We start from the raw sequence: 24492 nt of genomic DNA on the forward strand, positions 1-24492 counted from the left end.
TACACTCGTGTTAGCACTCTCCACGTGCGGGTGCTAACTCTCGAACTTCGTACTTCAGAAAGAGGTCAAACGTGTCGGTGAACATCCAGCCGCTCGAAGATCGCATCGTCATCCAGCAGCTCGAGGCCGAGCAGACGACGGCGTCGGGACTCGTCATCCCCGACACCGCCAAGGAGAAGCCCCAGGAGGGCGAGGTCGTCGCGGTCGGACCCGGCCGCATCGACGACAACGGCAACCGCGTCCCGCTCGACGTGCAGGTCGGCGACAAGGTGATCTACTCGAAGTACGGCGGCACCGAGGTCAAGTACGGCGGCGGCGAGTACCTCGTGCTCTCGGCTCGCGACGTGCTCGCGAAGATCGGCTGACGATCCCGCACCCGCGTTCGACGGCGGCCAGGCATGTGCCTGGCCGCCGTCGCCGTTCGAGCGGTCGCCCGCGCCGGGCGTAGGCTGCCGGGGTGACGCCGTCCCCCCGCTCCGGATTCCTCCTCGCGATCGGCGCCTACGGGCTCTGGGGATTCCTGCCGCTCTACATCGCACTCACGGCGCCCACGAGCGCGGTGGAACTCATCGGCTGGCGCATCCTGTTCAGCGTCGTCTTCGGGGTGCTCCTGCTCGTCTGCCTGCGCGGCGGCGTCGCCGAACTGCGCGAACTCGTCCGAGACCGTCGCATCGTCGTCACACTCGGCATCGCGGGCCTCCTCGTCGCCGTCAACTGGCTGCTCTACGTGACCGCGGTCACGACGGGCCACACGGTCGAGGGCGCCCTCGGCTACTTCCTCAACCCGCTCGTGTCGATCGTCCTCGCGCTCGTCGTCGAGCGCGAACGGCTCCGCCCCCTGCAATGGGCCGCGGTGGGCCTCGCGGTCGTCGCGCTCGTCGTCCTCGCGGTCGGCTACGGGCAGCTGCCGCTCATCGCCATCGGGCTCGCGCTCTCGTTCGGTCTGTACGGCCTCGTGAAGAAGCGGGTCGGGCCGCGCGTCGGCGTCGTTCCGGGGCTGCTGGTCGAGACGAGCCTCATCGTCCCGATCGGCATCGGGTGCCTCGTGGTCGCGGCCCTCACGACCGGCATCACGTTCGGCGCGAACGGACCGCTGCACACGGGACTCCTCGTCGCGTCGGGCATCGTCACGGCGCTCCCGCTCCTGCTGTTCGCGGCGGCGGCGAAGCGGCTGACGCTCGTCGAGATCGCCCTCATGCAGTACCTCGCGCCGAGCCTCCAGTTCGTCATCGGCGTGCGGGTGTTCCACGAGGCGATGCCCGCCGAGCGTTGGGTCGGCTTCGCGATCGTGTGGGCCGCGCTCGTCCTGTTCACGGTCGACCTCGCCCTCGAGAACCGACGCCGACGCGCCGCACCGAGCGACCCGCCGCTGTGACCGCGGCGCGGCGCGGTGCCCGGGTTGGCGGGCGCTCGCGCCGACGAGTACGCTCGTCCCATCGTGGACCGCCCGGACCTCACGGTCCGACCCGGTCGGTTCGCGCTCGTACGCCTGCTCGATGGTGACCGGTCGCAGCGGCCCGCGCGCGCGGAATGCCGCGGTGACACGGGACGTTGTCGTTCGCAGGCACGCGAGGCCGCTCCCGACGCGAACGAATGGTGGTTGCCATGACCGAACACGACCCGTTCTCCCTCACCGGGTTGACCTACGACGACGTGCTGCTCCTGCCCGGGCACACCGACGTCATCCCCTCCGAAGTCGACACCTCCACCAGGCTGACCCGCAACATCGACCTCCACGTCCCCCTCATCTCGGCCGCGATGGACACCGTGACCGAGTCGCGCATGGCGATCGCCATGGCCCGCCAGGGCGGCCTCGGGATCCTGCACCGCAACCTCTCGATCGATCACCAGGTCGAGATGGTCGACCGCGTCAAGCGCAGCGAGTCGGGTATGGTCACGAATCCCGTGACGACGGGGCCCGACGCGACGGTCGCGGACGTGGAGCGCGTGTGCGCCGAGTACCGCATCTCGGGCCTGCCCGTCGTCGAACGTGATGGCACGCTCGTCGGGGTCATCTCGAACCGTGACATGCGCTTCGTCGACGACCGCGACATGGCGACGACGAAGGTCAGCGACGTCATGACGCGCGAGGGGCTCATCACGGCCCCCGTCGGCATCTCCGGTGACGACGCGTTCCGGCTGCTCGGCAAGCACCGCATCGAGAAGCTGCCGCTCGTCGACGAGGCGGGTCGGCTCAAGGGCCTCATCACGGTCAAGGACTTCGAGAAGAGCGACAAGTACCCGCTCGCGACGAAGGACGGCGAGGGGCGCCTGCGGGTCGGTGCCGCGATCGGATTCTTCGGCGACGGCTGGCAGCGCGCTACGTCGCTCATCGACGCGGGCGTCGACGTGCTCGTCGTCGACACGGCGAACGGCCAGTCGGCCGGCGTGCTCGACATGATCCGCCGACTCAAGAACGACCCGGCGACGCGCGGTGTCGACGTGATCGGTGGCAACATCGCGACCCGCGAGGGCGCGCAGGCGCTCGTCGACGCGGGGGTCGACGCGGTCAAGGTCGGCGTCGGCCCCGGCTCGATCTGCACGACGCGCATCGTCGCGGGGGTGGGCGTGCCGCAGATCACGGCCGTGTACCTCGCGTCGCAGGCGGCGACGCCCGCGGGCGTGCCGGTCATCGCCGACGGCGGCCTCCAGTACTCGGGCGAGATCGCGAAGGCGCTCGTCGCGGGTGCGTCGTCGGTCATGCTCGGCTCGCTGCTCGCGGGCACCGACGAGTCGCCCGGCGATCTCATCTTCGTGAACGGCAAGCAGTACAAGTCGTACCGGGGCATGGGCTCGCTCGGCGCGCTGCAGACGCGCGGCAAGCGCACGTCGTACTCGAAGGACCGCTACTTCCAGGCCGACGTGCCGAACGACGACGAGCTCATCGCCGAGGGCATCGAGGGACGCGTCTCGTACCGCGGCACGGTCAAGCAGTCGGTGTTCCAGCTGACCGGTGGCCTGCGCCAGTCGATGTTCTACGTCGGCGCACGCACGGTGCCCGAGCTGAAGGCGAACGGCAAGTTCGTGCGGATCACGTCGGCCGGGCTCAAGGAGTCGCACCCGCACGACGTGCAGATGGTGGCGGAGGCCCCGAACTACCGGTCGTAGCCACCGACTCTCTCGCCTTCACCGCCTCTCTCGCTTTCACAGTCCCGGCGCCGAGGGCGACGAAAAAAGCCGGGTTGTTGCTACCGGGCCCCGGGCCCGGTAGCAACAACCCGGCTTTTTCGGGCCGCTCGGGTAGCGTTCGGGCATGCACGTGCTGCTCGTTCCCGGGTTCTGGTTACAGGGCGACTCCTGGCGGGAGGTCGTGCCCGTCCTCGAGCGGGCGGGCCACACCGTCGAGGCGGTGACACCGCTCGGCCTCGTGTCCCGCAACACCGATCGGGCGAGCATCGGCCTCGCCGACCAGGCGGCTGCGCTCGTCGCCCGGCTCGACGAGCTCGCGGCCGGTGGCGCCGATTCCGGCAACGCTCGTGCCGCGCCCGTCGTGCTCGTCGGGCACTCGGGCGGTGGCGCGCTCGTGCAGCTCGCCGCGGACGCGCGACCCGCTCGCGTGGCCCGCGTCGTGTACGTCGACGCCGGGCCGCTCCCGGACGGCGAGTGCGTGAACGACCGCCTCCCCGTCGTCGACGGCGAGGTGCCGCTGCCCGAGTGGTCGTTCTTCGACGAGTCGGAGCTGGCCGGCCTCGACGAGGCGACCCTCGAACGCTTCCGGGCCGGGGCGGTCCCCGAGCCCGTGGGCGTGACGCGTGACCCCGTGCGACTGCACGATCGTCGCCGGCTCGACGTGCCGACGACGATCATCGCATCGACGATGACGGCGGCACAGCTCGCCCAGTGGATCGACGCCGAGGTACCGTTCGCGTCCGAGCTCGCGCGCCTGCGCGCACTCGACATCGTCGACCTTCCGACCGGCCACTGGCCGCAGTTCTCGCGGCCGGAGGCGCTCGGCCAGGCGATCGTGGACGCGATCGCGGAACCCGACGAGCCCTGACCGCACCGAAAAAGCCGGGTTGTTGCTACCGGGCCCGGGGCCCGGTAGCAACAACCCGGCTTTTTCGTACGGCGGGTGTGACCGAGGTCAGTTCGCGGTCAGGAGACCGAGCGTGTCGACCATGCGGTTCGAGAAGCCCCACTCGTTGTCGTACCAGGCGACGACCTTGACGTTGCGTCCCTCGACCACCGTGAGCTGCGAGTCGAAGACCGACGAGGCGGGGTCGCCCACGATGTCCGTCGAAACGAGCGGGTCGTCCGAGTACTCGAGGATGCCCTGGAGCGGACCGGCGGCCGCGGTGCGGTACGCCTCGAGGATCTCCTCGACCGTGACGTCGCGCGAGACGGTCGTCGTGAGCTCGACGATCGAGCCCACGGGCACCGGCACGCGGAGCGAGGAGCCCTGGAGCTTGCCGTCGAGCTTCGGGAGGACGAGGCCGATGGCCTTCGCCGCGCCCGTCGACGTCGGGATGATGTTGATCGCGGCGGCACGGGCACGACGCGGGTCCTTGTGTGGGCCGTCGACGAGGTTCTGGTCGGCCGTGTACGCGTGGATCGTCGACATGAAGCCGAACTCGATGCCGGCAAGGTCGTCGAGCACCTTCGCGAGCGGCGCGAGCGCGTTCGTCGTGCACGACGCGTTCGAGACGATGAAGTCGGTCTCGGGGTCGTAGACGTCCGAGTTGACACCGAACGCGATGGTCGCGTCGGCACCCTTCGACGGCGCGCTCACGAGGACGCGCTTCGCGCCGGCCTCGAGGTGGGCGCGGGCCTTCTCCGCGTCGGTGAAGCGGCCGGTCGACTCGAGGACGACGTCGACGCCCAGCTCACCCCAGGGGAGCTTCGCGGGCTCGCGCTCGGCGAGCACCTTGATGCGGCGGTCACCCACGACGAGCTCGTCGCCCTCGGCGTGGACGGGGACGCCGAGGCGGCCCGCGGTCGAGTCGAAGGCGAGCAGGTGGGCGAGCTCGGTCGGGTCGGTGAGGTCGTTGACGGCGACGACCTCGAGGTCGCTCCCGCGCTGGATGAGCACGCGAAGCACGTTGCGGCCGATCCGGCCGAATCCGTTGATGGCGATACGAGTCACTACGTTGGTCCTTTCGATCTGCACTCAAGACTCACGCGTTCACGCGCGCGTGAAAACAGGCGATATCGACAGTGTTCGCAACAATCACGCCAGGCCCGATGAGTGTTCGCACAGTGGTCACTCGCCGTTCGTGAACGTCGATCGATAGTCACTCGGTGTCGTGCCGAGGATGCGCTGGAAGTGCTGTCGCAGGTTCGCGCCCGTGCCGAGTCCCGTGTCGGCCGCGATGCGATCGATGCTGAGCTCGGAGCGCTCGAGCAGTTCGCGTGCGAGATCGATGCGGGCACGCATGACCCAGTGCATCGGGGTGTAGCCCGTGTCCTCGACGAAGCGGCGCGAGAAGGTGCGCGGCGAGACGGCCGCGTGCCGCGCGAGCTCCTCGAGCGTGAGCGGCTCGGCGAGGCGGGCGAGCGCCCACTCGCGCGTCGCGGCGAAGCGCTCGCCGAGCGGTTCCGGGACGGAGCGGGGCACGAACTGCGCCTGTCCGCCGCTGCGGTACGGCGCCGCGACGAGCCGACGGGCCGCGTGGTTCGATGCGGCGACCCCGAGGTCCCGACGCAGGATGTGCAGGCACAGATCGATCCCCGAGGCCGCACCGGCGGAGGTGAGGACGTGTCCCTCGTCGACGAACAGCACGTTCTCGTCGACGTGGATCGCGGGGTATCGCGTCGCGAGCTGACGCGTGTAGTGCCAGTGCGTCGTCGCGCGGAGGCCGTCGAGCAGGCCCGTCGCGGCGAGCGCGAACGCGCCGGTCGAGATCGCGGCGAGCCGTGCACCGCGCGCGTGCGCCGCGAGGAGTGCGTCGACGACCTCCTCGGGCGGATCGTCACGATCCGGGTACCGGTAGCCGGGCACGAACACGAGCTCGGCCCACTCGAGCGCCTCGAGGCCGTGCGCGACGTGGTACGAGAGCCCGTCGCCACCCGTCACGAGCCCCGGTGCGGCGCCGCACACCCGGACCTCGTACGGCATGCTCGCGCGCGTCGAGAACACCTGCGCGGGGATGCCGACGTCGAGGGGTTTCGCGCCCTCGAGCACGAGGACGGCGGCGCGAATGAGACGGTCCGGCATCGCACCAGGCTACGCGCGTGCGCACGCGCGCGGGTGCAGGCCGACTCGGCCCGCCCGGAGGGCGGCGCGACTAGGCTGGGGGCGTGACTGAAATCGAGATCGGCCGCGCCAAGCGCGCCCGCCGGGTGTTCTCCTTCGACGACGTGGCGGTCGTTCCGTCACGTCGAACGCGCGACCCGGAGGACGTGTCCGTCTCCTGGAAGATCGACGCGTTCACGTTCGAGATCCCCTTCCTCGCCGCGCCGATGGACTCGGTCATGTCGCCCGAGACCGCGATCGAGTTCGGTCGCTTCGGCGGTCTCGGCGTGCTCGACCTCGAGGGTCTGTGGACGCGCTACGACGACCCGGCCCCGCTGCTCGCGGAGATCGCGGACCTGCCGGCGAAGCAGGCGACCGCGCGCCTGCAGGAGATCTACCGGGAACCGATCCGCGGTGAGCTCATCAAGGCGCGGCTGCAGCAGATCCGCGAGGCCGGTGTGCCGGTCGCGGGCGCCCTGTCGCCGCAGCGCACGCAGCAGTTCTCGGCCGCTGTGCTCGCCGCGGGCACCGACCTGTTCGTGATCCGGGGCTCGACCGTCTCGGCCGAGCACGTGTCGAAGACGCAGGAGCCCCTCAACCTCAAGCGGTTCATCTACGAGCTCGACGTGCCCGTCATCGTGGGCGGCGCCGCGACGTACACGGCCGCCCTCCACCTCATGCGCACGGGCGCCGCGGGCGTCCTCGTCGGCTTCGGCGGCGGTGCGGCCTCGGCGACGCGCCGCGTGCTCGGCATCCACGCCCCCATGGCGACGGCCGTCGCGGACGTCGCCGGCGCGCGCCGCGACTACCTCGACGAATCCGGCGGCCGCTACGTGCAGGTCATCGCCGACGGCGGCGTGGGGACCTCGGGCGACATCGTCAAGGCGGTCGCCTCGGGCGCCGACGCGGTCATGATCGGCGCGGCACTCGCGCGCGCGACCGACGCGCCCGGCCGCGGCTGGCACTGGGGTGCGGAATCACGGCACGGCCGGCTGCCGCGCGGCAATCGCGTGCACGTCGGGCAGGTCGCCTCGATGGAGCGCATCCTCTTCGGGCCGTCCGACGAAGCGGACGGCACCTCGAACCTCGTCGGGGCCCTGCGGCACTCGATGGCGACGACCGGGTACTCCGACCTCAAGGAGTTCCAGCGCGCCGAGATGATCGTCAACCCCGCCACCACGACGAACCACTAGAAGCACCGGAAGCAGGAGGCGAAACCGCCCATGTCGAAGTCGAACACCGTGCAGCGCCCCGATCGACTCGGACCCGCCGAGCGTGAGGCAGCCATCGAATCGCTCAAGACGAAAAACCTCGATGTGCTCGTGATCGGCGGCGGCATCGTCGGCGCCGGCTCGGCGCTCGACGCCGTGACGCGCGGCCTCAGCGTCGGCCTCGTCGAGGCACGTGACTTCGCGTCGGGCACCTCGTCGCGCTCGTCGAAGCTCATCCACGGCGGCATCCGCTACCTGGAACAGTTCGACTTCGGGCTCGTGCGCGAGGCGCTCATCGAGCGCGGCCTCTTGCTGCAGCGCATCGCGCCGCACCTCGTGAAGCCCGTGCGCTTCATGTACCCGCTCGAGAAGCGCTTCATCGACCGCTTCTACATCGGCGCGGGCATGATGATGTACGACCTGTTCGCCCGCACCGGCAAGCTGCCGACGGGCGTGCCGTGGCACCGGCACTACTCGAAGCACGGTGTCGGCAAGCTCGCACCGGGCCTCGCGAGCTCGAAGTACGTCGGCGGCATCACGTACTACGACGCGCAGATGGACGACGCGCGCTACGTGTCGTCGCTCGCGCGAACGGCGTCGTTCTACGGGGCGCACGTCGCGTCCCGTGTGCGCGTCGAGGGCTTCCTCAAGGTCGGTCAGCGCGTCGTTGGCGTGCAGGCGATCGACCTCGAGACGGGTGAGCAGTTCGAGATCCGCGCGAAGCAGGTCGTGAACGCGACGGGCGTGTGGACCGACGACACGAACAAGATGGTCGGCGAGCGGGCCTCGTTCCGCGTGCGCGCCTCGAAGGGCGTGCACCTGCTCGTGCCGCGCGACCGCTTCCAGTCGCAATCGGGCCTCCTGCTGCGCACCGAGAAGAGCGTCCTGTTCGTCATCCCGTGGGGACGGCACTGGATCGTCGGCACGACGGACACCGATTGGGAACTCGACAAGGCGCACCCGGCGGCGACGAAGGCCGACATCGACTACATCCTCGAGCACGTCAACAAGGTGCTCGCCGTCAAGCTCACGCGCGACGACGTCGAGGGGGTCTACGCGGGACTCCGGCCGCTGCTCGCGGGCGAGAGCGAGGAGACCTCGAAGCTCAGCCGTGAGCACCACGTGTCGCACTCCGTGCCGGGCCTCGTGCTCATCGCGGGCGGCAAGTTCACGACGTACCGGGTGATGGCGAAGGACGCGATCGACGCCGCCGCCGACGCGCTCGACGGGCGTGTGCCGGAGTCGGCGACGAGCGACATCCCGCTCGTCGGTGCGACGGGCTACCGGGCCGCATGGAACCGCCGCGCGAAGATCGCGCGCGCGTTCGGCCTGCACCGCGTGCGCATCGAGCACCTGCTGAACCGCTACGGCACGATGACCGATCAGATCCTCGACCTCATCCGCGAGCGGCCCGAACTGGCCGAACCGGTTCCGGGCGCCGACGACTACATCCTCGCCGAGTTCGTCTACGCGGCCTCGCACGAGGGTGCACTGCACCTCGACGACGTGCTCGCCCGCCGCACCCGCATCTCGATCGAGTCGTGGGACCGCGGCGTCCAGGCCGCGCCCGTCGCTGCGTCGCTCATGGCCGAGGTGCTCGGCTGGGACGAGGAGCGCACGAAGAAGGAGGTCGACACGTACCTCGACCGGGTCGCGGCGGAGGTCGCGAGTCAGGAGCAGCCGGACGACCTGTCGGCCGACGAGGTGCGCCTGCAGGCGCCCGACATCCAGACGGTGCTGCACGGTGCGGTCGACGGCGCGCCCGTCGGCACGGCGCCGAAGCAGGTCGACCCCGAGCCGATCGATCCCTCGGACGACCTCGACGATGCGGACGACGCCCCGCCGTCGGCCGCCGAGGCCGAGGCGGCCGCGGTACCCACCGCCGTTGCTCGCGCGGAGCGCGCCGAGCAGATCGCCGGGCTCGACATCGAGAACGAGGCGACCGTCGAGCGCACCGAGCGTGCGTACACGGCCGCCGGTGAGGCCGCGACGACGAAGGTCGAGGCCGGCGAGGCGGCGCCGCTCGGCACGCCCGCAGCCGAACAGGCGGAGGCCACCGCGGACGCGAAGGCGGTCGAGCAGGAGGACGCGAAGGCGCCCGACGCGAAGCCGACACCCGCGCGCAAGCCCGCCGCGAAGCGGCAGACGACGTCGCGTTCGACCACGTCGCGCTCCACGGGTTCGCGTTCGCCGAAGCCGCAGGCGCCTCGTGACGGGAAGGACGGCTCCGCGCCGAACGACGCCTGATGCTGCGCGTCCTCGCTCGCCCCAAGTGGATCGGGGCGCTCGTGCTCGCGCTCGTCGTGGCCTCGCTGTTCGCGTGGCTCGGAAAGTGGCAGCTCGACTCCGCGATCCGTTCGGTGCAGGGCGAGGACGTGCCCGCGGCGAGTCAGCCCGCGCTCGGGCTCGGTGAACTCGCGACGCCACAGGAGGGGCTGTACGACGCCTCGATCGGCCGCGCGGTGACGTTCGAGGGGGTCGTCGATCCGCGCGACTTCGACGTCGTGCACAACCGCTTGCAGGGCGAGGCGCTCGGCGTGTGGGTCGTCGGCCACGTGCTCGTGACCGACGACGGGACGCGCGAGTACGTGATCGGCGACGCGAGCGCCGCCGCGCCGGGGCTCGCAGTCGTCGTCGGATGGGCGCCCGACGAGGCGACCGGTCGTGCCGTCGTCGAGCGGCTCGCCGCCGAGACGCCATCGCTCGAGGAGGGCGAGGTGCAGTCGTTCGCGGGCAGGCTCGAGTACGGGCAGGCGCCGGAACGGCCCAGGGGCGAGTCGGCGGACGACGCGGTCGTCACGATGGCGCCCGCGCAGCTCGTGAACCGGTGGGCCGAGCACCGCACACCCGCGTACGGCTCGTACGTGATCCTCGAGAAGGCGACGGGGCTCGCGAGCGATGCGACGTCGGCGATCGAGCCCGTGCAGTTCGGCTCGAGCCAGGCGAACCCGCAGTTCAACCTGCTCAACGTGTTCTACGCGATCGAGTGGGCCGTCTTCGCGATCTTCGCGATCTTCATCTGGTGGCGGCTCGCGCGCGACGAGTACGGGCGAGAACTCGCCGCGGCGGGCACGGCGGAGGATGCGCTCGCGCTCGAGATCCGCCGCGAGAAGCTCCGTGCCCTCGCGGCCCGGCGTCGCGAGCAGGACGCGGAGCAGGCGGGCCCGGCACAGCCGCCCGCGGACGGCTCGTAGGATGGACGCATGACCGATCAGCCCCGGCCGGAGGATTTTCCGCGCATCCGTCGCGCCCTGCGCTTCTACCAGGTCACCGCGTACATCACGGGCGTGCTGCTGCTCCTGCTCACGATCGAGATGGTGTTCAAGTACGCACTGCTCGTCGAGATCGAGGCGTTCGGCCCGTTCGGTCCGCTCGCGCTCGTCCCCGAGGTCACGACAGGGCTCAACCTGAGCCGCTGGATCCTCATCGTGCACGGCTGGTTCTACGTCGTGTATCTCGTCGCCTGCTACCTCATCTGGCAGCTCATGCGGTGGCCGCTCTGGTACCTGCTCGCACTCGCGGCGGGCGGTGTCGTGCCGTTCATGTCGTTCGTGACCGAGGTGATCATGGCCCGCAAGGTGCGTCGTGAGCTCGAGGGTTTCGAGGCGAAGGCGGCCGAGACCGCGAACGAGGACGACGAGCTCCGCGCGGTCGAGGCGTCGCTCACGCCCGAGGAGCGCGCCGAACTCGACGCCTCGGTCGCCGCCCAGGTCGCCGCGCGGCGCCGCGACGTCGAGCCGCCGCGCTGAGCCCACCCACGAACTCCGCTTCATCCAACCCCCGTATCGAGAGTCGAGCATGACCGAATCCGTCCCCGCCGCCGGCACCGCCGCGCGCCCCGTCCTCGTCGTCGACTTCGGCGCCCAGTACGCGCAGCTCATCGCGCGTCGCGTGCGTGAGGCGGACGTGTACTCCGAGATCGTGCCCCACACGATCAGTGCCGACGAGGTGCGCGCGAAGGATCCCGCGGCGATCATCCTCTCGGGCGGGCCGTCGAGCGTCTACGCGGAGGGTGCGCCCTCGCTCGATCCGGGCATCCTCGGGCTCGGCGTCCCGACGCTCGGCATCTGCTACGGCTTCCAGGTCATGGCGACGCAGCTCGGTGGCGAGGTCGCACGGACGGGGCGGCGCGAGTACGGCTCGACGCACGCGACGCTGACGGGCGAGGACTCGTCGATCCTCGCCGGGCAGCCGGCCGAGCAGACGGTGTGGATGAGCCACGGCGACTCCGTCGCGCGCGCGCCCGAGGGCTTCGCGGTGCTCGCGACGACCGCGGACACACCCGTCGCGGCGTTCGCCGACGAACGTCGCCACCTCTACGGCGTGCAGTGGCACCCCGAGGTGCTGCACTCCGAGCACGGCCAGGAGGTCATGTCGGCGTTCCTCCACGACGCGGCGGGGATCGCCGACGACTGGACGGCCGGTTCGATCATCCAGGAGCAGGTCGAGCGCATCCGTGCGCAGATCGGCGACAAGAAGGTCATCTGCGGGCTCTCGGGCGGCGTCGACTCGGCGGTCGCTGCGGCACTCGTGCAGGAGGCGGTCGGCGATCAGCTCATCTGCGTGTTCGTGGACCACGGCCTGCTGCGGCAGGGGGAGCGCACGCAGGTCGAGCGCGACTTCGTGGCGGTCACGGGCGTGCGGCTCGTCACGGTCGATGCGCGCGAGCAGTTCCTCACGGCGCTCGCCGGCGTGAGCGAGCCCGAGCAGAAGCGCAAGATCATCGGCCGCGAGTTCATCCGCTCGTTCGAGCAGGCGCAGCTCGAGCTCGTCCGCGAGGCGCAGGACGGCGACGGCGAAGAGGTGCGTTTCCTCGTGCAGGGCACGCTGTACCCGGACGTCGTGGAGTCGGGCGGCGGCAGCGGCACGGCGAACATCAAGAGCCACCACAACGTGGGTGGTCTCCCGGACGATCTGCGCTTCGAACTCGTGGAGCCGCTGCGGACGCTGTTCAAGGACGAGGTCCGGGCGATCGGACGCGAGCTCGGCCTGCCGGAGGAGATCGTGGGGCGCCAGCCGTTCCCCGGGCCCGGGCTCGGGATCCGCATCATCGGCGAGGTCACGCAGGAGCGGCTCGACCTGCTGCGTGAGGCCGACGCGATCGTGCGTGTGGAGCTCACGGAGGCGGGGCTCGACCAGGAGATCTGGCAGTGCCCGGTCGTCCTGCTCGCCGACGTCCGCTCCGTGGGGGTGCAGGGCGACGGACGCACGTACGGGCACCCGATCGTGCTGCGGCCCGTCTCGAGCGAGGACGCCATGACGGCCGATTGGACGCGCGTGCCGTACGGCGTGCTCGCGCGCATCTCGAACCGCATCACGAACGAGGTCGAGGGCGTCAACCGCGTCGTCCTCGACGTCACGTCGAAGCCGCCGGGCACGATCGAGTGGGAGTGACGCGAGGGGCCTCGCGTCCCTCGCTTCGGGTCGACGGCGACCACTGTCGGATAGCACCGCAACACGCGGCCGACACTGTGCGAACGCGTATTGCCGACGTGCCGGTTCCGGGCGGAGCATGAGTCATGCCCGACTCCGCTCCCAGGGAGGTTCCGTCATGTCCGTCGCACGCTCCACCGCTGCCACCGCGTCGCTCGATCACGTGGCGACCGCGAGCGGGCGGGCCTCGAATCCACAGGCCCTCGGTCTCGTGCTCGCCGTGCTCTCGGCGATCGCGTTCGCGGGCTCCGGCCCGTTCGCGAAGCCGCTCATGGAGGCCGGCTGGTCCGCGGGCGGTGTCGTCTTCGCGCGGGCGCTCGCGGCGGGTGTGCTGCTGCTGCCGTTCGCGGCGTGGGCGGTGCGGCGCGACCCGGCGGTCATCGTCCGCAACTGGAAGATCGTCCTCGGCTACGGTCTCATCGCGATCGCCGCGAGCCAGTTCTTCTACTACGGCGCGATCGAGCACATCCCCGTGAGCATCGCGATGCTCATCATGTACCTCGCGCCGGTGCTGCTGCTGCTCGCCTCGTGGGCACTCACCCGGCGACGCCCCGCGGCGCTCGCGCTCGTCGGGGCCGCCGTGTGCGTCGGCGGGCTGCTGCTCGTGCTCGATCTCTCGGGCGAGGTGCGCTTCGACGGACTCGGGCTCGCCTTCGCGGCCATCGCCGCGTGCGGTACGGCCGGCTACTACCTCATCGGGGCCGCGGCCCCGCGCGACTTCCCGCCGATCACGCTCGTCTGCTCGGGCCTGCTGATTGGTGCGCTGACCTACGGGCTGCTCGCGCTCGTCGGCGTGCTCCCCGTGACGATGGTCCTCACGAGCGAGGTCGCCCTGTTCGGCACGACCGTGGCGTGGTGGCTGCCGCTCGGCGTCGTCGTCCTCGCGGGCACCGTCACGGCGTACGCGCTCGGTTTGCTCGCCGCGACGCGGCTCGGCTCACGTCTCGCGTCCTTCGCGGGACTCATGGAGTTGCCCGCGACGTTCACGGTCGCCGCGCTGCTGCTCGGCGAGATCCCGACGTGGGTGCAGTTCGCCGGCACCCTGCTCATCCTCGCCGGGGTCGTGTGCGTGCGCCTCGCGCCGGACCGCACGGCCGCCCCGCTCGCCGAGGAGCCTGGAACCGTCACGGGTTCGATCCCCGTCGTGACGAACGCGATCCCCGTCGTCACGGGAGCGATCCCGCTCGTGACGAGCGCGATCCCGATCATGACGAGCGCCGTGCCCGTCGTGGAGCACTACGAGCTGGACGACGAACGGTTCGACTGAGCCGCACGGGCCTCACGGCCGGCCTTCTCGACGATGCGGTCGGCCTTCGCCGCGCCCTCGTCGCCCTTGAGCGGCCGCGTGCCGAAGCGCTCGCGCGCGAACGAGCGGAACTCCTTGCGGAGGGGCGCGGAGCAGCCGCCGCCGTGTGAGAAGGCGGGGACGGACGTGCCGTCGATCGTGCGCACGCCGGGGAGGGCGTTGAGTGTGAACAGGCGCGCCAGCTCGGTCGCATCGCGGGCGACGGGGACGAGGCCTCCCTCACTGCCGATGAGCGCGACCGCGCGGTCCTCGAACCGCGGTGCGGTCGCGAGCGCGGCGAGCACCGCGCCGCCGGCATCGGCATACGCCACGACGACCGCACCCGCGGGGAGCCCCGGCGCTTCGCCGGACGCACCGTAGCGCTTCGCCGTGCGGCGCGAGCGGACGGTGACTCCGAGCGGGAACGCGGGGGAGACGTTCTTGTGCGCGCGCTGCCACGCCGCGAGCTCGAGTAGCGGCCAGGCGGCGGTGTCGACGTTCGGGTCGAGCCCGAGGGCGACGACCTCGTCGAAGCGGGCCGCCGTCTCGTCGCGATCGACCGTGTCGCGGAGGGCGTCGAGCGCCGTGCGCAGCGAGCCGGCGATCTGCACGTCGTCGTCGCCGCTCGCGAGGCGCAGCTCGATGCGCCGGTCGGTGCGGACGGACACGCCGCGGCGCGGGACGTCGAGGATGAGCAGCCGACCGTTGTCGCGCTCGATCTCGACGCGCGGCGACGCGGCGGACGGCCCGAAGACGCGCCCGACGGCGTGCCCCAGATCGACCTCGAGCGGCCCCGAATCGGGCACGAGGCGCGAGTACACGAGACGTCGCGCCCGCCGCTCGAGCCGCTTCGCCCTGATGTCGTCGCGCTGGTTCATGACGCCCCTCTTCGTTGCTCGTCGTCGATGCTGCTGGTGGATCACGGGCCTGCTCCCGGCGGTCGACGTGATCGATTCGACCCTATCGGGGCACCACGACGGAACGGCCGCCCCGAGGGGACGGCCGCTCGTCGGAACGCGTGAAGCTAGTTGTTCCTGAAGATCGCGATGAGTCGCAGGATCTCGACGTAGATGAACACGACCGTCGAGACGAGCGAGTACGCGCCGATCCAGCCGTACTTGCGCGGAGCACCCGAGCGGACGCCGTTTTGGATGAACTCGAAGTCCATGACGAGCATGTACGCCCCCATGAGCACCGCGAAGATCCCGAGGATCACGCCGAGCGGGATGCCGCCGAAGATCGGGATCACGACGCTCGAGCGCCAGCCGAACATCTCGCTGCCCGGCGTCAGGAGCATCCCGACGAAGTTCGCGAGCGAGAACACGAGGTAACCGACCATCGCGACCATGACGATCTTGGTCATGCGGGGTGAGGTGCGGACCTTGCCGAAGCTGAACAGCACGAGCACGGTCGCGACGACCGCGAGCGTCGCGAGCACCGCCTGCATCGCGATACCGGGGTAGAGCTGTTCGAGGATCGACGTCAGGCCGCCCACGAGCAGTCCTTCGGCGGCCGCGAACGTCCAGATGAGGCCGGGCTTGGGCTCGCGCTGGAACGCGAGGACGATGCCGAGGACGAGCGCGCCGATCGCGCCGACGACCATGAGGATCGGAACGAACCACGCGACCGCGGCCGCGACGAGCACGGCGACGAACAGGCCGGCCGTCTTGGCGACCGTGTCCTCGACCGACATGCGGTCCATCTGGTCGGGGGAGGCACTCGGCTTCGCGAACTGCGCGTCGAGCTGCTCGGGGGTCCCGTAGCCCGGCTGCGTGCCCGGTGCCGCCTGGTGGGCGTTGAACTGGCTCGGCGCCTGGCCGTTGAAGTACGGGTTGCGTTCGAGCGCGGAATTGGCCATCGATGTGGTCCGTTCTGTCTCGTGATGTTTCGCTCGTGACGAGCTGCGGGATGCCGGTCGGCTTCCCGGATACCACGATTTTACGCGAGGGGCCCTGCGAGCGGGGCGAAGACGATTGCGCCCGCGGCGAATCAGGCCAGTGGACCGGTACCCGCCGCGTCCGTCGACGCGACGTCCACGCGCGACAACCGGAACCCACCGAGGACCACGCGGGGGACGAGGAGGAACACGGCGAGCGTGATCGAGGCGACGACGACGAACGCGGTCGCCGCCGTGTCACCCGTCGCGATGCGCAGGAGCATCCCGCCCGCGACCGTGACGAGCCAGACGACGACACCCGCGGGCCACACGAACGCGATGCGCGCGCGCAGGAGCGTCGCGAGCGCCCACCCGCACAGGAGGGCGATGACGAACGGCCACGCCGTCACGAACACGCCCGCGGGCGTGACGGGCTCGTCGTGACTCGCGCGCCCGATCGTCGCGAACACGACGACGAGGACGACGTCGAGCACGAGCGGGAACGCACGATGTCCGCGGTACAGGGAACGCAGGGATCGCATGCACGTAACGCTACGCGGTCACCCGCCGTTCGTCCGCGTCGTGCACACTTCGCGTGTGAGCACACACCGGCCTCCCCACGTCATCGGTCACCGCGGGGCACCCGCGCTGCGCCCCGAACACTCCGCGAGCGGCTACCGTCTCGCCGTCGAGGCGGGCGCCGAGTTCGTCGAACCCGATGTGGTCCCGTCCCGCGACGGCGTCCTCGTCGTCCGCCACGAGCCCGTGCTCGACGAGACGACCGACATCGCCGCGCGGCCCGAGTTCGCGGACCGCCGCGGATCCTTCGAGGTCGACGGCGCGCGCATCGACGGTTGGTTCGCGAACGACCTCGACTGGGACGAGATCCGCACGCTCCGCACGCGAGAGCGGCTGCCCCGGCTGCGTCCCGGGAGCGCCGCACACGACAACGAGGACCGCGTGCTGCGGCTGCGGGAGCTCGTCGAACTGCTCGACGAGGCGGACGGCGCGACGGGGCTCGTGATCGAGCTCAAGCACCCGTCGCTCGCCGAGGAACTCGGCCTCGACCTCGTCGAGGCGCTCGAACGCGAGCTCGAGGGCCGCTGGGACGCGCCGTCGATGCGCGGCCTCGTGTTCGAGAGCTTCGAGTGGGACGTCCTGCGCCGCCTCCGTGAACGCGGTCTGCCGGGGCGGCTCGTCGCGCTCGTCGAGGGCACCGACGGGACGGGCCCGGACGCCCGTGCTCGCGACCTCGAGCTCCTCGACTCGCTCGCCCCCTGGGCGGACGGCGTGAGCGTGTTCCACGAGCGGCTCGAACTCGGCGGTGCCGCGGACGACCCGACGCTCGTCGCGTCGACGCGCGGCGCACACCTCGTGCGCGAGGCGCACGAGCGTGGCCTGGACGTCTTCACGTGGACGCTGCGCAGCGAGGACGAGTTCCTGCCGGCCTCGTTCGCGGGACGGCCCGACGACTACGCGCGCGCCATCGCGGCGACGGGGCTCGACGCCGTCTTCGCCGACGACCCAGGTCGCGCCCGGCAGGCGTTCGCCCGGGACTGAGCGGGCTCGCGCCGGGACGCGGACCCGGCTCGGTTCAGAACGCGCGCAGGTTCTCGGCGAGCCCGCCCGGCGCGTACTGCGTGCGCAGGAGGCCGCGTCGACGGAGGATCGGGACGAGATCGTCGAGTGTCCGGTGCAGGGTCACGGGGTGCAGATCGCCCCACAGCAGCACACCGTCACCACCCCACCCGGCGAGGTCCTCGACGAGGTCGGCGAACTCGTCGGCCGTGCCGACGAACCCCGTCCGGTCGCCGAGTCGTCCGAGCTTCGCGAGATCCGTGAGCAGCACGCGCAGGGGTGTCGTCGCGAGGTCGTGCTCGCCCGTCAGGCGTCGGAGGCTGCCGTGCGAGACGTGCTCGCCGAAGCGTGCCGTGTCGAGCGGCCGATCGAGGTCCTGCGTCGTGAGGTCGGTCTCGAGGTCGCTCGACTGCTGCGCCGCGATGCGGTGCAGCGTCGCGTCGTCGGGCTCCGCCGACGCGCGGACGAGCCGGTCGGCCTCCTCGCTCGACGTCGTGATGACCGGGCGCACGGCGAACAGGACGCGGACGGCGTCGGCGTCACGCCCGCGTTCGATCGCCGCGAGCCGCACGCGTTCGCGGTACGCCTCGACCGAGGCGCGATCGAGCGGGGCGAGCGCGAGCTGCACGTCGGAGTTCGCACCCGCGAAGCGCAGGCCGCGCGGTGAGCCACCCGGCGAGACGATCGCTGGTTCGGCACCGGGGAACGGGACGGCGTTGAGCGGGCCGTCGAACGCGAAGTGCTCGCGACGGTGCTCGAACGCGTCGAGTCGCGAACCGTCGGCGTACCGTCCCGTCGTCTCGTCGGCGACGAGCGCGCCGTCCTCCCAACTGCGCCACAGTCGGCGCAGGGCGCCGACCCACTCCTCGGCACGGTCGTAGGCACCGTCGTGACCGAGCGGCGGTTCGGCACCGAAGTGCCGCGCGCTGCCCGTGTCGGTCACGACGTTGACGCCGAGGCGTCCGCCCGAGAGGTGGTGCAGGGTCGCGAACTGGCGCGCGGCCGTGTACGGCGGCAGGGCCGCGGGGTTCACGGTCGGGACGACGCCCAGGTGGCTCGTCGCCTGGAACAGGTACGGCGCGAGCAGGAGCGGATCGAGCTTGGGGCCGCCGAACGCGTGCCGCACGCGCAGGTCGATCGTCTCGGGTGAACCGAGCGACGGGGAGTCCTCGATGATGAGCAGGTCGAAGCCCGCCTGTTCGAGTTCACGCGATGCCTGCTGGTACACCTCGGGTCGCGTCCAGTCCCAGTTCCAGCCGAGCGCCGGAGCGCCCCATCCCTGGGGGCCGAAGCCGCGCGCACAGAACCAGCCGAAGTGCTGGAGCCGGGTCACGCGGGGACCGCCTCCAGTGCCGCGAGCGCGTGGCTGAGGTCGGCGATGAGGTCGCCCGCGTCCTCGATGCCGATCGACAGGCGCAGCGTGCCGGGGAACACCCCGACGCTCTCCTGCTCCTCGGGCGTGAGGAAGGTGTGGCTCGTCGTCGCGGGGTGGAGCACGAGCGAGCGCACGTCACCGATGTGGGTCATGTGCGTGACGAGCCGCAGCGACTCGACGACGGTGCGGGCCGCCTCGGCACCACCGCGGACCGTGAACGTGAACACCGAGCCGGCGCCGCGCGGCAGGAGGCGCTGGGCGAGCTCGTGGTCGGGGTGGCTCGCGAGGCCCGGGTGGTCGACGCCCTCCACCGCGGGGTGCGCGTCGAGTGCACGGGCGACCTCGAGCGCGACGTCGCTCTGGCGACGCACGCGCAGGCTCAGCGTCTCGGCGCCCTGGCCGATGAGGAACGCGTTGAGCGGCGAGGGGGTCGGGCCGAAGCGCGGCGCGACGCTCTCGCGCATGTAGGTGATGCGGGCGAGGCCGCCGACGCGCTCCGCGACGCTCGCGCCGCCCAGGCGGCCCCGCTCGAGCAGTTGCGGGTAGTTCTTCCCGTCGCGCTCCACGTCGAAGGTGCCGGCGTCGACGACGAGTCCACCGAGCACCGAACCCTGGCCGGAGAGGAACTTGCTCGCCGAGTGGATGACGAGGTCCGCCCCGAGCTCGAGGGGGCGGACGAGGTACGGCGTCGGGACGGTGTTGTCGATCACGAGGGCGATGCCGTGGCGGTGCGCGACCTCGGCGATCGCGGCGATGTCGAGCACCGTGTTGGACGCGTTGGAGACCGACTCGGCGAACAGCACACGCGTGTTGGGGCGGATGAGCCGCTCCCACGCCTCGGGGTCGCGGACGTCGACGAGGAAGTCGGACTCGATGCCGAACCGGCTCAGCTGGTCGCGGATGAGGCCGCGGCTGCCCTCGTAGACGTGGGTCGAGGAGAGGATGTGGTCGCCGGCCGAACACAGGCCGAGGAGCGTCGTCGAGAGGGCCGCCTGGCCGCTCGCGACGAGCAGTCCGTCCGCGCCGCCCTCGAGTGCGGCGAGCTGCTGCTCGACGACGTCGATCGTGGGGTTCGAGATGCGCGTGTACGAGTAGCCGATGCCGTCGCCGAAGTGGGCGGCCGCCTGCTCGTACTCGTCGAACTCGAAGCCCGCCGTGAGGTAGACGGGCGTGGTGCGAGGACGCGCGGGCGCGGCGTGCGGTGCGGCATGCGCCTGGGTGGTCTCGAACGTCGCGTCCGTCATGGTGTGGGGTCCTCTCGTGTTCCTCGCCGTGGGCTCGCACGCGGTTCGTCGCTCGATCGCGGTGCCCGGCCGTCCGATCGTGCCATCGGCGGGGCGGGCGGGCCGCATCCGGGTCCTCGTGTTACGCGACGCGGGAATGCGGGCTACGCTCGCGACGTGGAGGATCGGACGGTGTCACCGGCCGTGCGCGGGCGCACGGTCGACGACGAGACGCGCTGCGTGCACTACGCGACGGTGCTCGATGTCGTCGCGATCCGCTTCCACTGCTGCGACGCGTACTGGCCGTGCGCGGAATGCCACGAGGAGGGCGCGGGACACGAGGCGGTCCGTGTGCCCGTCGCCGATCGCGACCGGCCGGGCATCCTGTGCGGCGTGTGCCGCCACGAGCTCTCCGTCACGACGTACCTCCGGGTCGAGGTGAGTATTTGGAGTCTTGAGGGCCACTGATTATTGCGGTTCGGGGCCAGCCGATATTTGCTCTCGGGGCCAGGGGTATTGCCGGTGAGCGCCACCCCCGCGGGCGCGACGCTCACCGGCGCCGACTCAGCTGGACGCGGCGGTCTGTTCGCGCATGTTGACGTCGCCGGTCTCGATCCAGAGGGTGTTGTGGACGATGCGGTCCATGATCGCGTCGGCGTGGACCCCGGAGCCGAGGCGCTGGTGCCAGTCCTTCTTCGCATACTGGGTGCAGAACACCGTCGAGGTCGCGTCGTATCGGCGTTCGAGGAGCTCGAGCAGCATGGATCGAACGTCGTCGGTGGGTGGGTCGAGCAGCCATTCATCGATCACGAGGAGCGTGAACGTGCTGTATTTCCGCAGCCACTTCTCCCTGCCGGCGGGCTTGTCTTTCGCCGCGGCCCAGGTCTCTTCGAGGTCGGGCATGCGGATGTAGTGCGCTCGGTAGCGGTGCTGACAGGCCTGTTTCGCCAGCGCCGATCCGAGGTAGCTCTTCCCGGACCCGGTGAACCCTTGGAACACCACGTTTTGCTGCCTGCTGATGAACTGGCAGGTCCCGAGCTGCGCGATCACACCCCGGTCGAGGCCGCGTTGTTCGAGCAGGTCGACCCTGCGCAGGTCCGCGTTCGGGTATCGGAGCCCCGCCCGCCGGATGAGGCCCTCGACTTTCGCGTGGGTGAACGCGGCGTGGGCGTCGTCGACGGCGAGCTTGATGCGCTCTTCGAACACCATCCCCATCGTGAGGGCATCGTCTTGGATGTCGATCGCGTCGACCAGGGCGGAGATGCCCATCTCCCGCAGCTTCCGTTTCGTCTCGGAGTCGAGCCGGCTCATCGGGTGCCTCCGGCGTAGTAGTCGGCGCCGCGGACGTAGCCTGCCGGCTCCTCCCAGACGGATGGTTCGAACCTCGGTTGCCGTCTGCCGTTCTGGTCCTGATTGGAGTCCAGGATCGGCCGCAGATGCGCATACCTGGGCGACCTCACCCGCGACTGCAGCGCGATCCCAGCAGCAGCTTCGACCCGCGCAGCCGAGTAGCGGCGAGTCATCCGCAACACGGCCAGCGCAGCGTCCAAACCCTGCTCGTCGACCGGGACGGACTCGAAGATGCGGTTCACGATCGTCGTGGTGTCCTCCCCGATCCGAGCTGCCCACTCCCGAACCCGCTCCGCGTCCCATTGCCGATACTGGGGTCCGTCGGGCAGATCCGAGTCGTGCGTGCGGTACTCGTTGATCACCCCGGCTGGGGCGAGGAGATGGCTGGTGAGCCGCTGATCGGCGGCGAACACCTCGAGGGTGGTCTCGGTGACGCGCAGGTCGACGTTGCCTCCGATGTTGGCGTAGGGGACGGAGTAGAAGTTCCGCTCGAACACCACGTGCCCGTTGCGCTGAACCTTGCGTCCGTAGTGCCATCGGGAGATCTCGAACCCGACGGCCGGCAGCGGCCGTAGCAGCGGCTTCTCCTCTGCCTCGAACACGGAGAGTCTGGACCCGGCGCGCTTCTGGAACGGCTCGGCGTTGTAAGCGGTGACCCGCTCACGGATCACCGCGCGAAGCTCCGGCAGCGTCGCGAAGGTGCGGTCACGGAGCGTGGCGATCACCGCTGTCGCGACGTTGCCGACAGTGTTCTCGACGCTCGCCTTGTCTTTCGGTTTCGCGGGCCGGCCCGGCAGCACCGCCGCGGAGTAGTGCGCGGCGAGTTCCCGATACGCGTCGTTGAGTACGACCTCACCCTCGGCAGGGTGCTTGATCACCCCGGTCTTCAGGTTGTCCGGCACGATCCTGGGGACGCTGCCGCCGAACCAGTCGAACATCGCCGCGTTCGCCCGCAACCAAGTGTCCTGCCGCATATCCAGGGCCGGTTCAACGAACGCATAGCGGGAGAACGGCAGCGTCGCGACGAACAAGTAGACCCTCATCGCCTGGCCGGTGACCGGATCAGTGAGCCGCATCGTCTTTCCGGACCAGTCGACCTCGACCGTCTGCCCGGCCTTGTGACCGACCCGCGACGCCGCCCCGATCACCAGCACGTGACGCTGATACGACTTGCAGAACCTGTCGTATCCCATCGCCGTCTCACCCCTACTGTGGCAGGCGTCGACATACTCGCCGTGCAGCAGCTTCAACGTGACCCCGACCTTCGCGAGCTCCTTATGGACCTTCTCCCAGTCCGGCTGCGCGTGAACACTGTCATGCTCACCCCGCCCGGGGAACAGCCGCGCATACACGTCCGCCTCATCGAGCGCGGCGACGTCGTCCCAGCCGATGCCCTCCCGGTCAGCGGCATCGAGCACCATCGCCACGCTGGTGCGGGACATACCCTGCGCGGCGATCTGCCGACCCGTGAGCCCCTCCGAGCGCAACCGAAGCACGAGCTTCGCCTTGATCTTGCGTACCATCCGAATCACTCCTTCTGCCGCGTGATCAGCCACACGGCAGAAGGAGCCTAAGAAAGCGGCCCCGAACCCCAATACTCGGTGGCCCTCAACGACGCGATCGCCTCGACGGCAGGGTGGCCCCGAACCCCAATATCAGCGGCCCTCAGAAGCGCGAATACTCACGTGGCCTGCCCGCGCTGCGGTGCGGCGTTCAACCCGCGCTGCGCGCTCCATCGCGACCGGTACTTCGAGCCCGGCCCGGCGTGAACGACGAGCGGCGAGCACGATGTCGTCGTGCTCGTCGCTCGGTCTCGGCGTTCTCGGCTCTCGCGAGCCGTCGGGTCAGGAGAGGCGTTCGCCGCTCTCGTGGTGGAACAGGTGCACGCGTCGCGGGTCGGCGGCAACCGTGACGACGTCGCCGGGCTCCGGGTGGTCGCGGCCGTCGACGCGGACCACGATCTCGAGCGCGTCGTCGTCCTTGCTGTGGCCGAACAGGTAGCCGTCCGCCCCGAGCTCCTCGATGAGGTCCACGACCACCGCGAGTCCCTCGTCGGTCTCGGACACGAGTCGCAGGTCCTCCGGACGGACGCCGATCGTGACCTGCGGCCCCTCGATGGGAGCCGTGAGGGGGATGCCGAGCGATCCGAAGCTCACGCCACCGGAGGTGACCGGCCTGCCGGGCAGGATGTTCATGGACGGGGAGCCGATGAAGCCGGCGACGAACACGTTCGCGGGGAGCTCGTAGAGCTCGCGCGGGGTGCCGAGCTGCTGGAGGAACCCGTCCTTCAGGACCGCGATCCGGTCGCCCATCGTGAGGGCCTCGGTCTGGTCGTGGGTGACGTACACGGTGGTCACGCCGAGACGACGCTGGAGCGAGGCGATCTGCGTGCGCGTCTGCACGCGGAGCTTCGCGTCGAGGTTCGAGAGCGGCTCGTCCATGAGGAACACCTGCGGCTGCCGCACGATCGCGCGGCCCATCGCGACGCGCTGGCGCTGGCCACCGGAGAGCGCCTTCGGCTTGCGGTCGAGGTAGTCCTGCAGATCGAGGATCTTGGCGGCCTCGTTCACGCGCTGCTCCCGCTCCGCCTTCGAGGTTCCGGCCATCTTGAGCGCGAAGCTCATGTTCTCGGCCACCGTCATGTGCGGGTAGAGCGCGTAGTTCTGGAACACCATCGCGATGTCGCGGTCCTTCGGCGGCATGTCGGTGACGTCGCGCTCGCCGATCAGGATCTGACCGTCGTTGACCTCCTCGAGGCCCGCGAGCATGCGGAGCGTGGTCGACTTGCCGCAACCGGACGGGCCGACGAGGACGAGGAACTCGCCGTCCCCGATGTCGAGATCCAGGTTGGACACGGACGGGTGGTCGGCACCGGGATAGGTGCGGGAGACGCCATCGAACGTGACAGTAGCCATTGCATTTCCTCCACCGGCAGGTACGTGCCGGACGATCCGTTGTAGAGCCGTGGGTCGACCGACCCGCGGTGCCC

21 protein-coding genes and 1 pseudogene are annotated in these 24492 nt (G+C 70.5%); 12 read left to right on the forward strand and 10 right to left on the reverse strand.

What is annotated here, in order from left to right; all coding sequences use genetic code 11:
- Positions 1–71 precede the first annotated feature (71 nt).
- From groES to HNR16_RS01640, 4 genes are all read left to right on the forward strand, one after another.
- The gene (groES, locus tag HNR16_RS01625) at positions 72–365 is read left to right on the forward strand and encodes a co-chaperone GroES (protein ID WP_158039279.1); all 294 of its coding nucleotides are present in this window, start codon (positions 72–74) and stop codon (positions 363–365) included.
- 92 nt (positions 366–457) lie between these two features.
- The gene (gene rarD, locus HNR16_RS01630) at positions 458–1375 is read left to right on the forward strand and encodes an EamA family transporter RarD (protein ID WP_158039280.1); all 918 of its coding nucleotides are present in this window, start codon (positions 458–460) and stop codon (positions 1373–1375) included.
- 230 nt (positions 1376–1605) lie between these two features.
- Complete coding sequence (gene guaB, locus HNR16_RS01635) at positions 1606–3108, forward strand: IMP dehydrogenase (protein WP_158039282.1); 1503 nt, start codon at positions 1606–1608, stop codon at positions 3106–3108.
- 145 nt (positions 3109–3253) lie between these two features.
- Positions 3254–3997 (forward strand): alpha/beta fold hydrolase, encoded by a 744-nt coding sequence (locus HNR16_RS01640; protein ID WP_158039283.1) that lies wholly within the window; start codon positions 3254–3256, stop codon positions 3995–3997.
- Positions 3998–4084: 87 nt separating this feature from the next.
- On the opposite strand, the gene gap is transcribed toward HNR16_RS01640, so the two are convergent.
- Together gap and HNR16_RS01650 are read right to left on the reverse strand one after the other, a co-directional pair.
- Complete coding sequence (gene gap, locus HNR16_RS01645; RefSeq protein WP_158039285.1) at positions 4085–5083, reverse strand: type I glyceraldehyde-3-phosphate dehydrogenase; 999 nt, start codon at positions 5081–5083, stop codon at positions 4085–4087.
- Positions 5084–5200: 117 nt separating this feature from the next.
- Positions 5201–6154 carry a GlxA family transcriptional regulator gene (locus tag HNR16_RS01650; RefSeq protein ID WP_158039287.1) on the reverse strand — a complete coding sequence of 318 codons (954 nt, stop codon included), beginning with the start codon at positions 6152–6154 and terminating at the stop codon, positions 5201–5203.
- Between the two features lie 83 nt (positions 6155–6237).
- On the opposite strand from HNR16_RS01650, the gene HNR16_RS01655 reads away from it, so the two are divergent.
- The 6 genes and pseudogenes from HNR16_RS01655 to HNR16_RS01680 all read left to right on the forward strand — a co-directional run bounded on the left by HNR16_RS01655 (position 6238) and on the right by HNR16_RS01680 (position 14083).
- Positions 6238–7365, forward strand: a complete 1128-nt coding sequence (locus HNR16_RS01655) for a GuaB3 family IMP dehydrogenase-related protein (protein ID WP_158039288.1) — start codon at positions 6238–6240, stop codon at positions 7363–7365.
- A gap of 30 nt (positions 7366–7395) precedes the next feature.
- Positions 7396–9111 (forward strand): annotated as a pseudogene (locus HNR16_RS01660) (glycerol-3-phosphate dehydrogenase/oxidase); the annotation flags it as partial.
- Between the two features lie 518 nt (positions 9112–9629).
- Positions 9630–10577, forward strand: coding sequence for an SURF1 family cytochrome oxidase biogenesis protein (locus tag HNR16_RS01665; protein ID WP_158039290.1), 948 nt, complete (start codon positions 9630–9632; stop codon positions 10575–10577).
- Positions 10578–10586: 9 nt separating this feature from the next.
- Complete coding sequence (locus tag HNR16_RS01670) at positions 10587–11132, forward strand: DUF3817 domain-containing protein (RefSeq protein WP_158039292.1); 546 nt, start codon at positions 10587–10589, stop codon at positions 11130–11132.
- A gap of 49 nt (positions 11133–11181) precedes the next feature.
- On the forward strand, positions 11182–12777 hold the full coding sequence (guaA, locus tag HNR16_RS01675) for a glutamine-hydrolyzing GMP synthase (protein ID WP_158039293.1): 1596 nt from the start codon (positions 11182–11184) through the stop codon (positions 12775–12777).
- A 157-nt stretch (positions 12778–12934) separates the two neighbouring features.
- On the forward strand, positions 12935–14083 hold the full coding sequence (locus tag HNR16_RS01680; RefSeq protein WP_179558048.1) for an EamA family transporter: 1149 nt from the start codon (positions 12935–12937) through the stop codon (positions 14081–14083).
- Here HNR16_RS01680 and HNR16_RS01685 read toward each other — a convergent pair.
- From HNR16_RS01685 to HNR16_RS01695, 3 genes are all read right to left on the reverse strand, one after another.
- Positions 14053–14979, reverse strand: coding sequence for a hypothetical protein (locus HNR16_RS01685; RefSeq protein WP_158039296.1), 927 nt, complete (start codon positions 14977–14979; stop codon positions 14053–14055). The two genes, HNR16_RS01680 and HNR16_RS01685, sit on opposite strands and share 31 nt — an antisense overlap.
- 146 nt (positions 14980–15125) lie before the next feature.
- Positions 15126–15959: a Bax inhibitor-1/YccA family protein gene (locus HNR16_RS01690; RefSeq protein ID WP_158039297.1), complete on the reverse strand. Its 834-nt coding sequence runs from the start codon at positions 15957–15959 to the stop codon at positions 15126–15128.
- A gap of 131 nt (positions 15960–16090) precedes the next feature.
- Complete coding sequence (locus HNR16_RS01695) at positions 16091–16519, reverse strand: DUF3054 domain-containing protein (protein WP_158039298.1); 429 nt, start codon at positions 16517–16519, stop codon at positions 16091–16093.
- A 55-nt stretch (positions 16520–16574) separates the two neighbouring features.
- On the opposite strand from HNR16_RS01695, the gene HNR16_RS01700 reads away from it, so the two are divergent.
- On the forward strand, positions 16575–17537 hold the full coding sequence (locus HNR16_RS01700; protein WP_225737739.1) for a glycerophosphodiester phosphodiesterase family protein: 963 nt from the start codon (positions 16575–16577) through the stop codon (positions 17535–17537).
- A gap of 34 nt (positions 17538–17571) precedes the next feature.
- Here the strand turns inward: HNR16_RS01700 and HNR16_RS01705 are convergent, their stop codons facing one another.
- Both HNR16_RS01705 and HNR16_RS01710 read right to left on the reverse strand, forming a co-directional pair.
- On the reverse strand, positions 17572–18888 hold the full coding sequence (locus HNR16_RS01705; protein ID WP_158039300.1) for an LLM class flavin-dependent oxidoreductase: 1317 nt from the start codon (positions 18886–18888) through the stop codon (positions 17572–17574).
- The gene (locus tag HNR16_RS01710) at positions 18885–20174 is read right to left on the reverse strand and encodes an O-acetylhomoserine aminocarboxypropyltransferase/cysteine synthase family protein (protein WP_158039301.1); all 1290 of its coding nucleotides are present in this window, start codon (positions 20172–20174) and stop codon (positions 18885–18887) included. Before HNR16_RS01710 ends, HNR16_RS01705 begins: the two co-directional genes overlap by 4 nt.
- Positions 20175–20330: 156 nt before the next feature.
- Between HNR16_RS01710 and HNR16_RS18700 the strand changes: the two genes are divergently transcribed.
- The gene (locus tag HNR16_RS18700) at positions 20331–20621 is read left to right on the forward strand and encodes a CHY zinc finger protein (RefSeq protein WP_218868359.1); all 291 of its coding nucleotides are present in this window, start codon (positions 20331–20333) and stop codon (positions 20619–20621) included.
- Positions 20622–20717: 96 nt separating this feature from the next.
- On the opposite strand, the gene HNR16_RS01720 is transcribed toward HNR16_RS18700, so the two are convergent.
- The 3 genes from HNR16_RS01720 to HNR16_RS01730 form a co-directional block, all read right to left on the reverse strand.
- The gene (locus tag HNR16_RS01720; RefSeq protein WP_179558049.1) at positions 20718–21464 is read right to left on the reverse strand and encodes an ATP-binding protein; all 747 of its coding nucleotides are present in this window, start codon (positions 21462–21464) and stop codon (positions 20718–20720) included.
- Complete coding sequence (gene istA, locus HNR16_RS01725) at positions 21461–23026, reverse strand: IS21 family transposase (RefSeq protein WP_179558349.1); 1566 nt, start codon at positions 23024–23026, stop codon at positions 21461–21463. The genes HNR16_RS01720 and istA overlap by 4 nt, the downstream gene beginning before the upstream one ends.
- 321 nt (positions 23027–23347) lie before the next feature.
- Positions 23348–24418: an ABC transporter ATP-binding protein gene (locus HNR16_RS01730; RefSeq protein ID WP_158039328.1), complete on the reverse strand. Its 1071-nt coding sequence runs from the start codon at positions 24416–24418 to the stop codon at positions 23348–23350.
- Positions 24419–24492 lie beyond the last annotated feature (74 nt).

Origin of the sequence: Pseudoclavibacter chungangensis, assembly GCF_013410545.1 — a bacterium.
In the GTDB taxonomy this organism is placed as follows: Bacteria; Actinomycetota; Actinomycetes; order Actinomycetales; family Microbacteriaceae; genus Pseudoclavibacter; species Pseudoclavibacter chungangensis.

Bases quoted from the DNA above. Each gene is read 5' to 3' on its own strand.
- HNR16_RS01710 (WP_158039301.1), bottom strand. From the start codon at position 20,174: ATGACGGACGCGACGTTCGAGACCACCCAGGCGCATGCCGCACCGCAC.
- HNR16_RS01690 (WP_158039297.1), bottom strand. From the start codon at position 15,959: ATGGCCAATTCCGCGCTCGAACGCAACCCGTACTTCAACGGCCAGGCG.
- HNR16_RS01640 (WP_158039283.1), top strand. From the start codon at position 3,254: ATGCACGTGCTGCTCGTTCCCGGGTTCTGGTTACAGGGCGACTCCTGG.
- HNR16_RS01680 (WP_179558048.1), top strand. From the start codon at position 12,935: ATGTCCGTCGCACGCTCCACCGCTGCCACCGCGTCGCTCGATCACGTG.
- istA (WP_179558349.1), bottom strand. From the start codon at position 23,026: ATGGTACGCAAGATCAAGGCGAAGCTCGTGCTTCGGTTGCGCTCGGAG.
- HNR16_RS01650 (WP_158039287.1), bottom strand. From the start codon at position 6,154: ATGCCGGACCGTCTCATTCGCGCCGCCGTCCTCGTGCTCGAGGGCGCG.
- HNR16_RS01670 (WP_158039292.1), top strand. From the start codon at position 10,587: ATGACCGATCAGCCCCGGCCGGAGGATTTTCCGCGCATCCGTCGCGCC.
- HNR16_RS01665 (WP_158039290.1), top strand. From the start codon at position 9,630: ATGCTGCGCGTCCTCGCTCGCCCCAAGTGGATCGGGGCGCTCGTGCTC.
- HNR16_RS01720 (WP_179558049.1), bottom strand. From the start codon at position 21,464: ATGAGCCGGCTCGACTCCGAGACGAAACGGAAGCTGCGGGAGATGGGC.
- HNR16_RS01730 (WP_158039328.1), bottom strand. From the start codon at position 24,418: ATGGCTACTGTCACGTTCGATGGCGTCTCCCGCACCTATCCCGGTGCC.
- guaA (WP_158039293.1), top strand. From the start codon at position 11,182: ATGACCGAATCCGTCCCCGCCGCCGGCACCGCCGCGCGCCCCGTCCTC.
- HNR16_RS01685 (WP_158039296.1), bottom strand. From the start codon at position 14,979: ATGAACCAGCGCGACGACATCAGGGCGAAGCGGCTCGAGCGGCGGGCG.
- guaB (WP_158039282.1), top strand. From the start codon at position 1,606: ATGACCGAACACGACCCGTTCTCCCTCACCGGGTTGACCTACGACGAC.
- HNR16_RS01695 (WP_158039298.1), bottom strand. From the start codon at position 16,519: ATGCGATCCCTGCGTTCCCTGTACCGCGGACATCGTGCGTTCCCGCTC.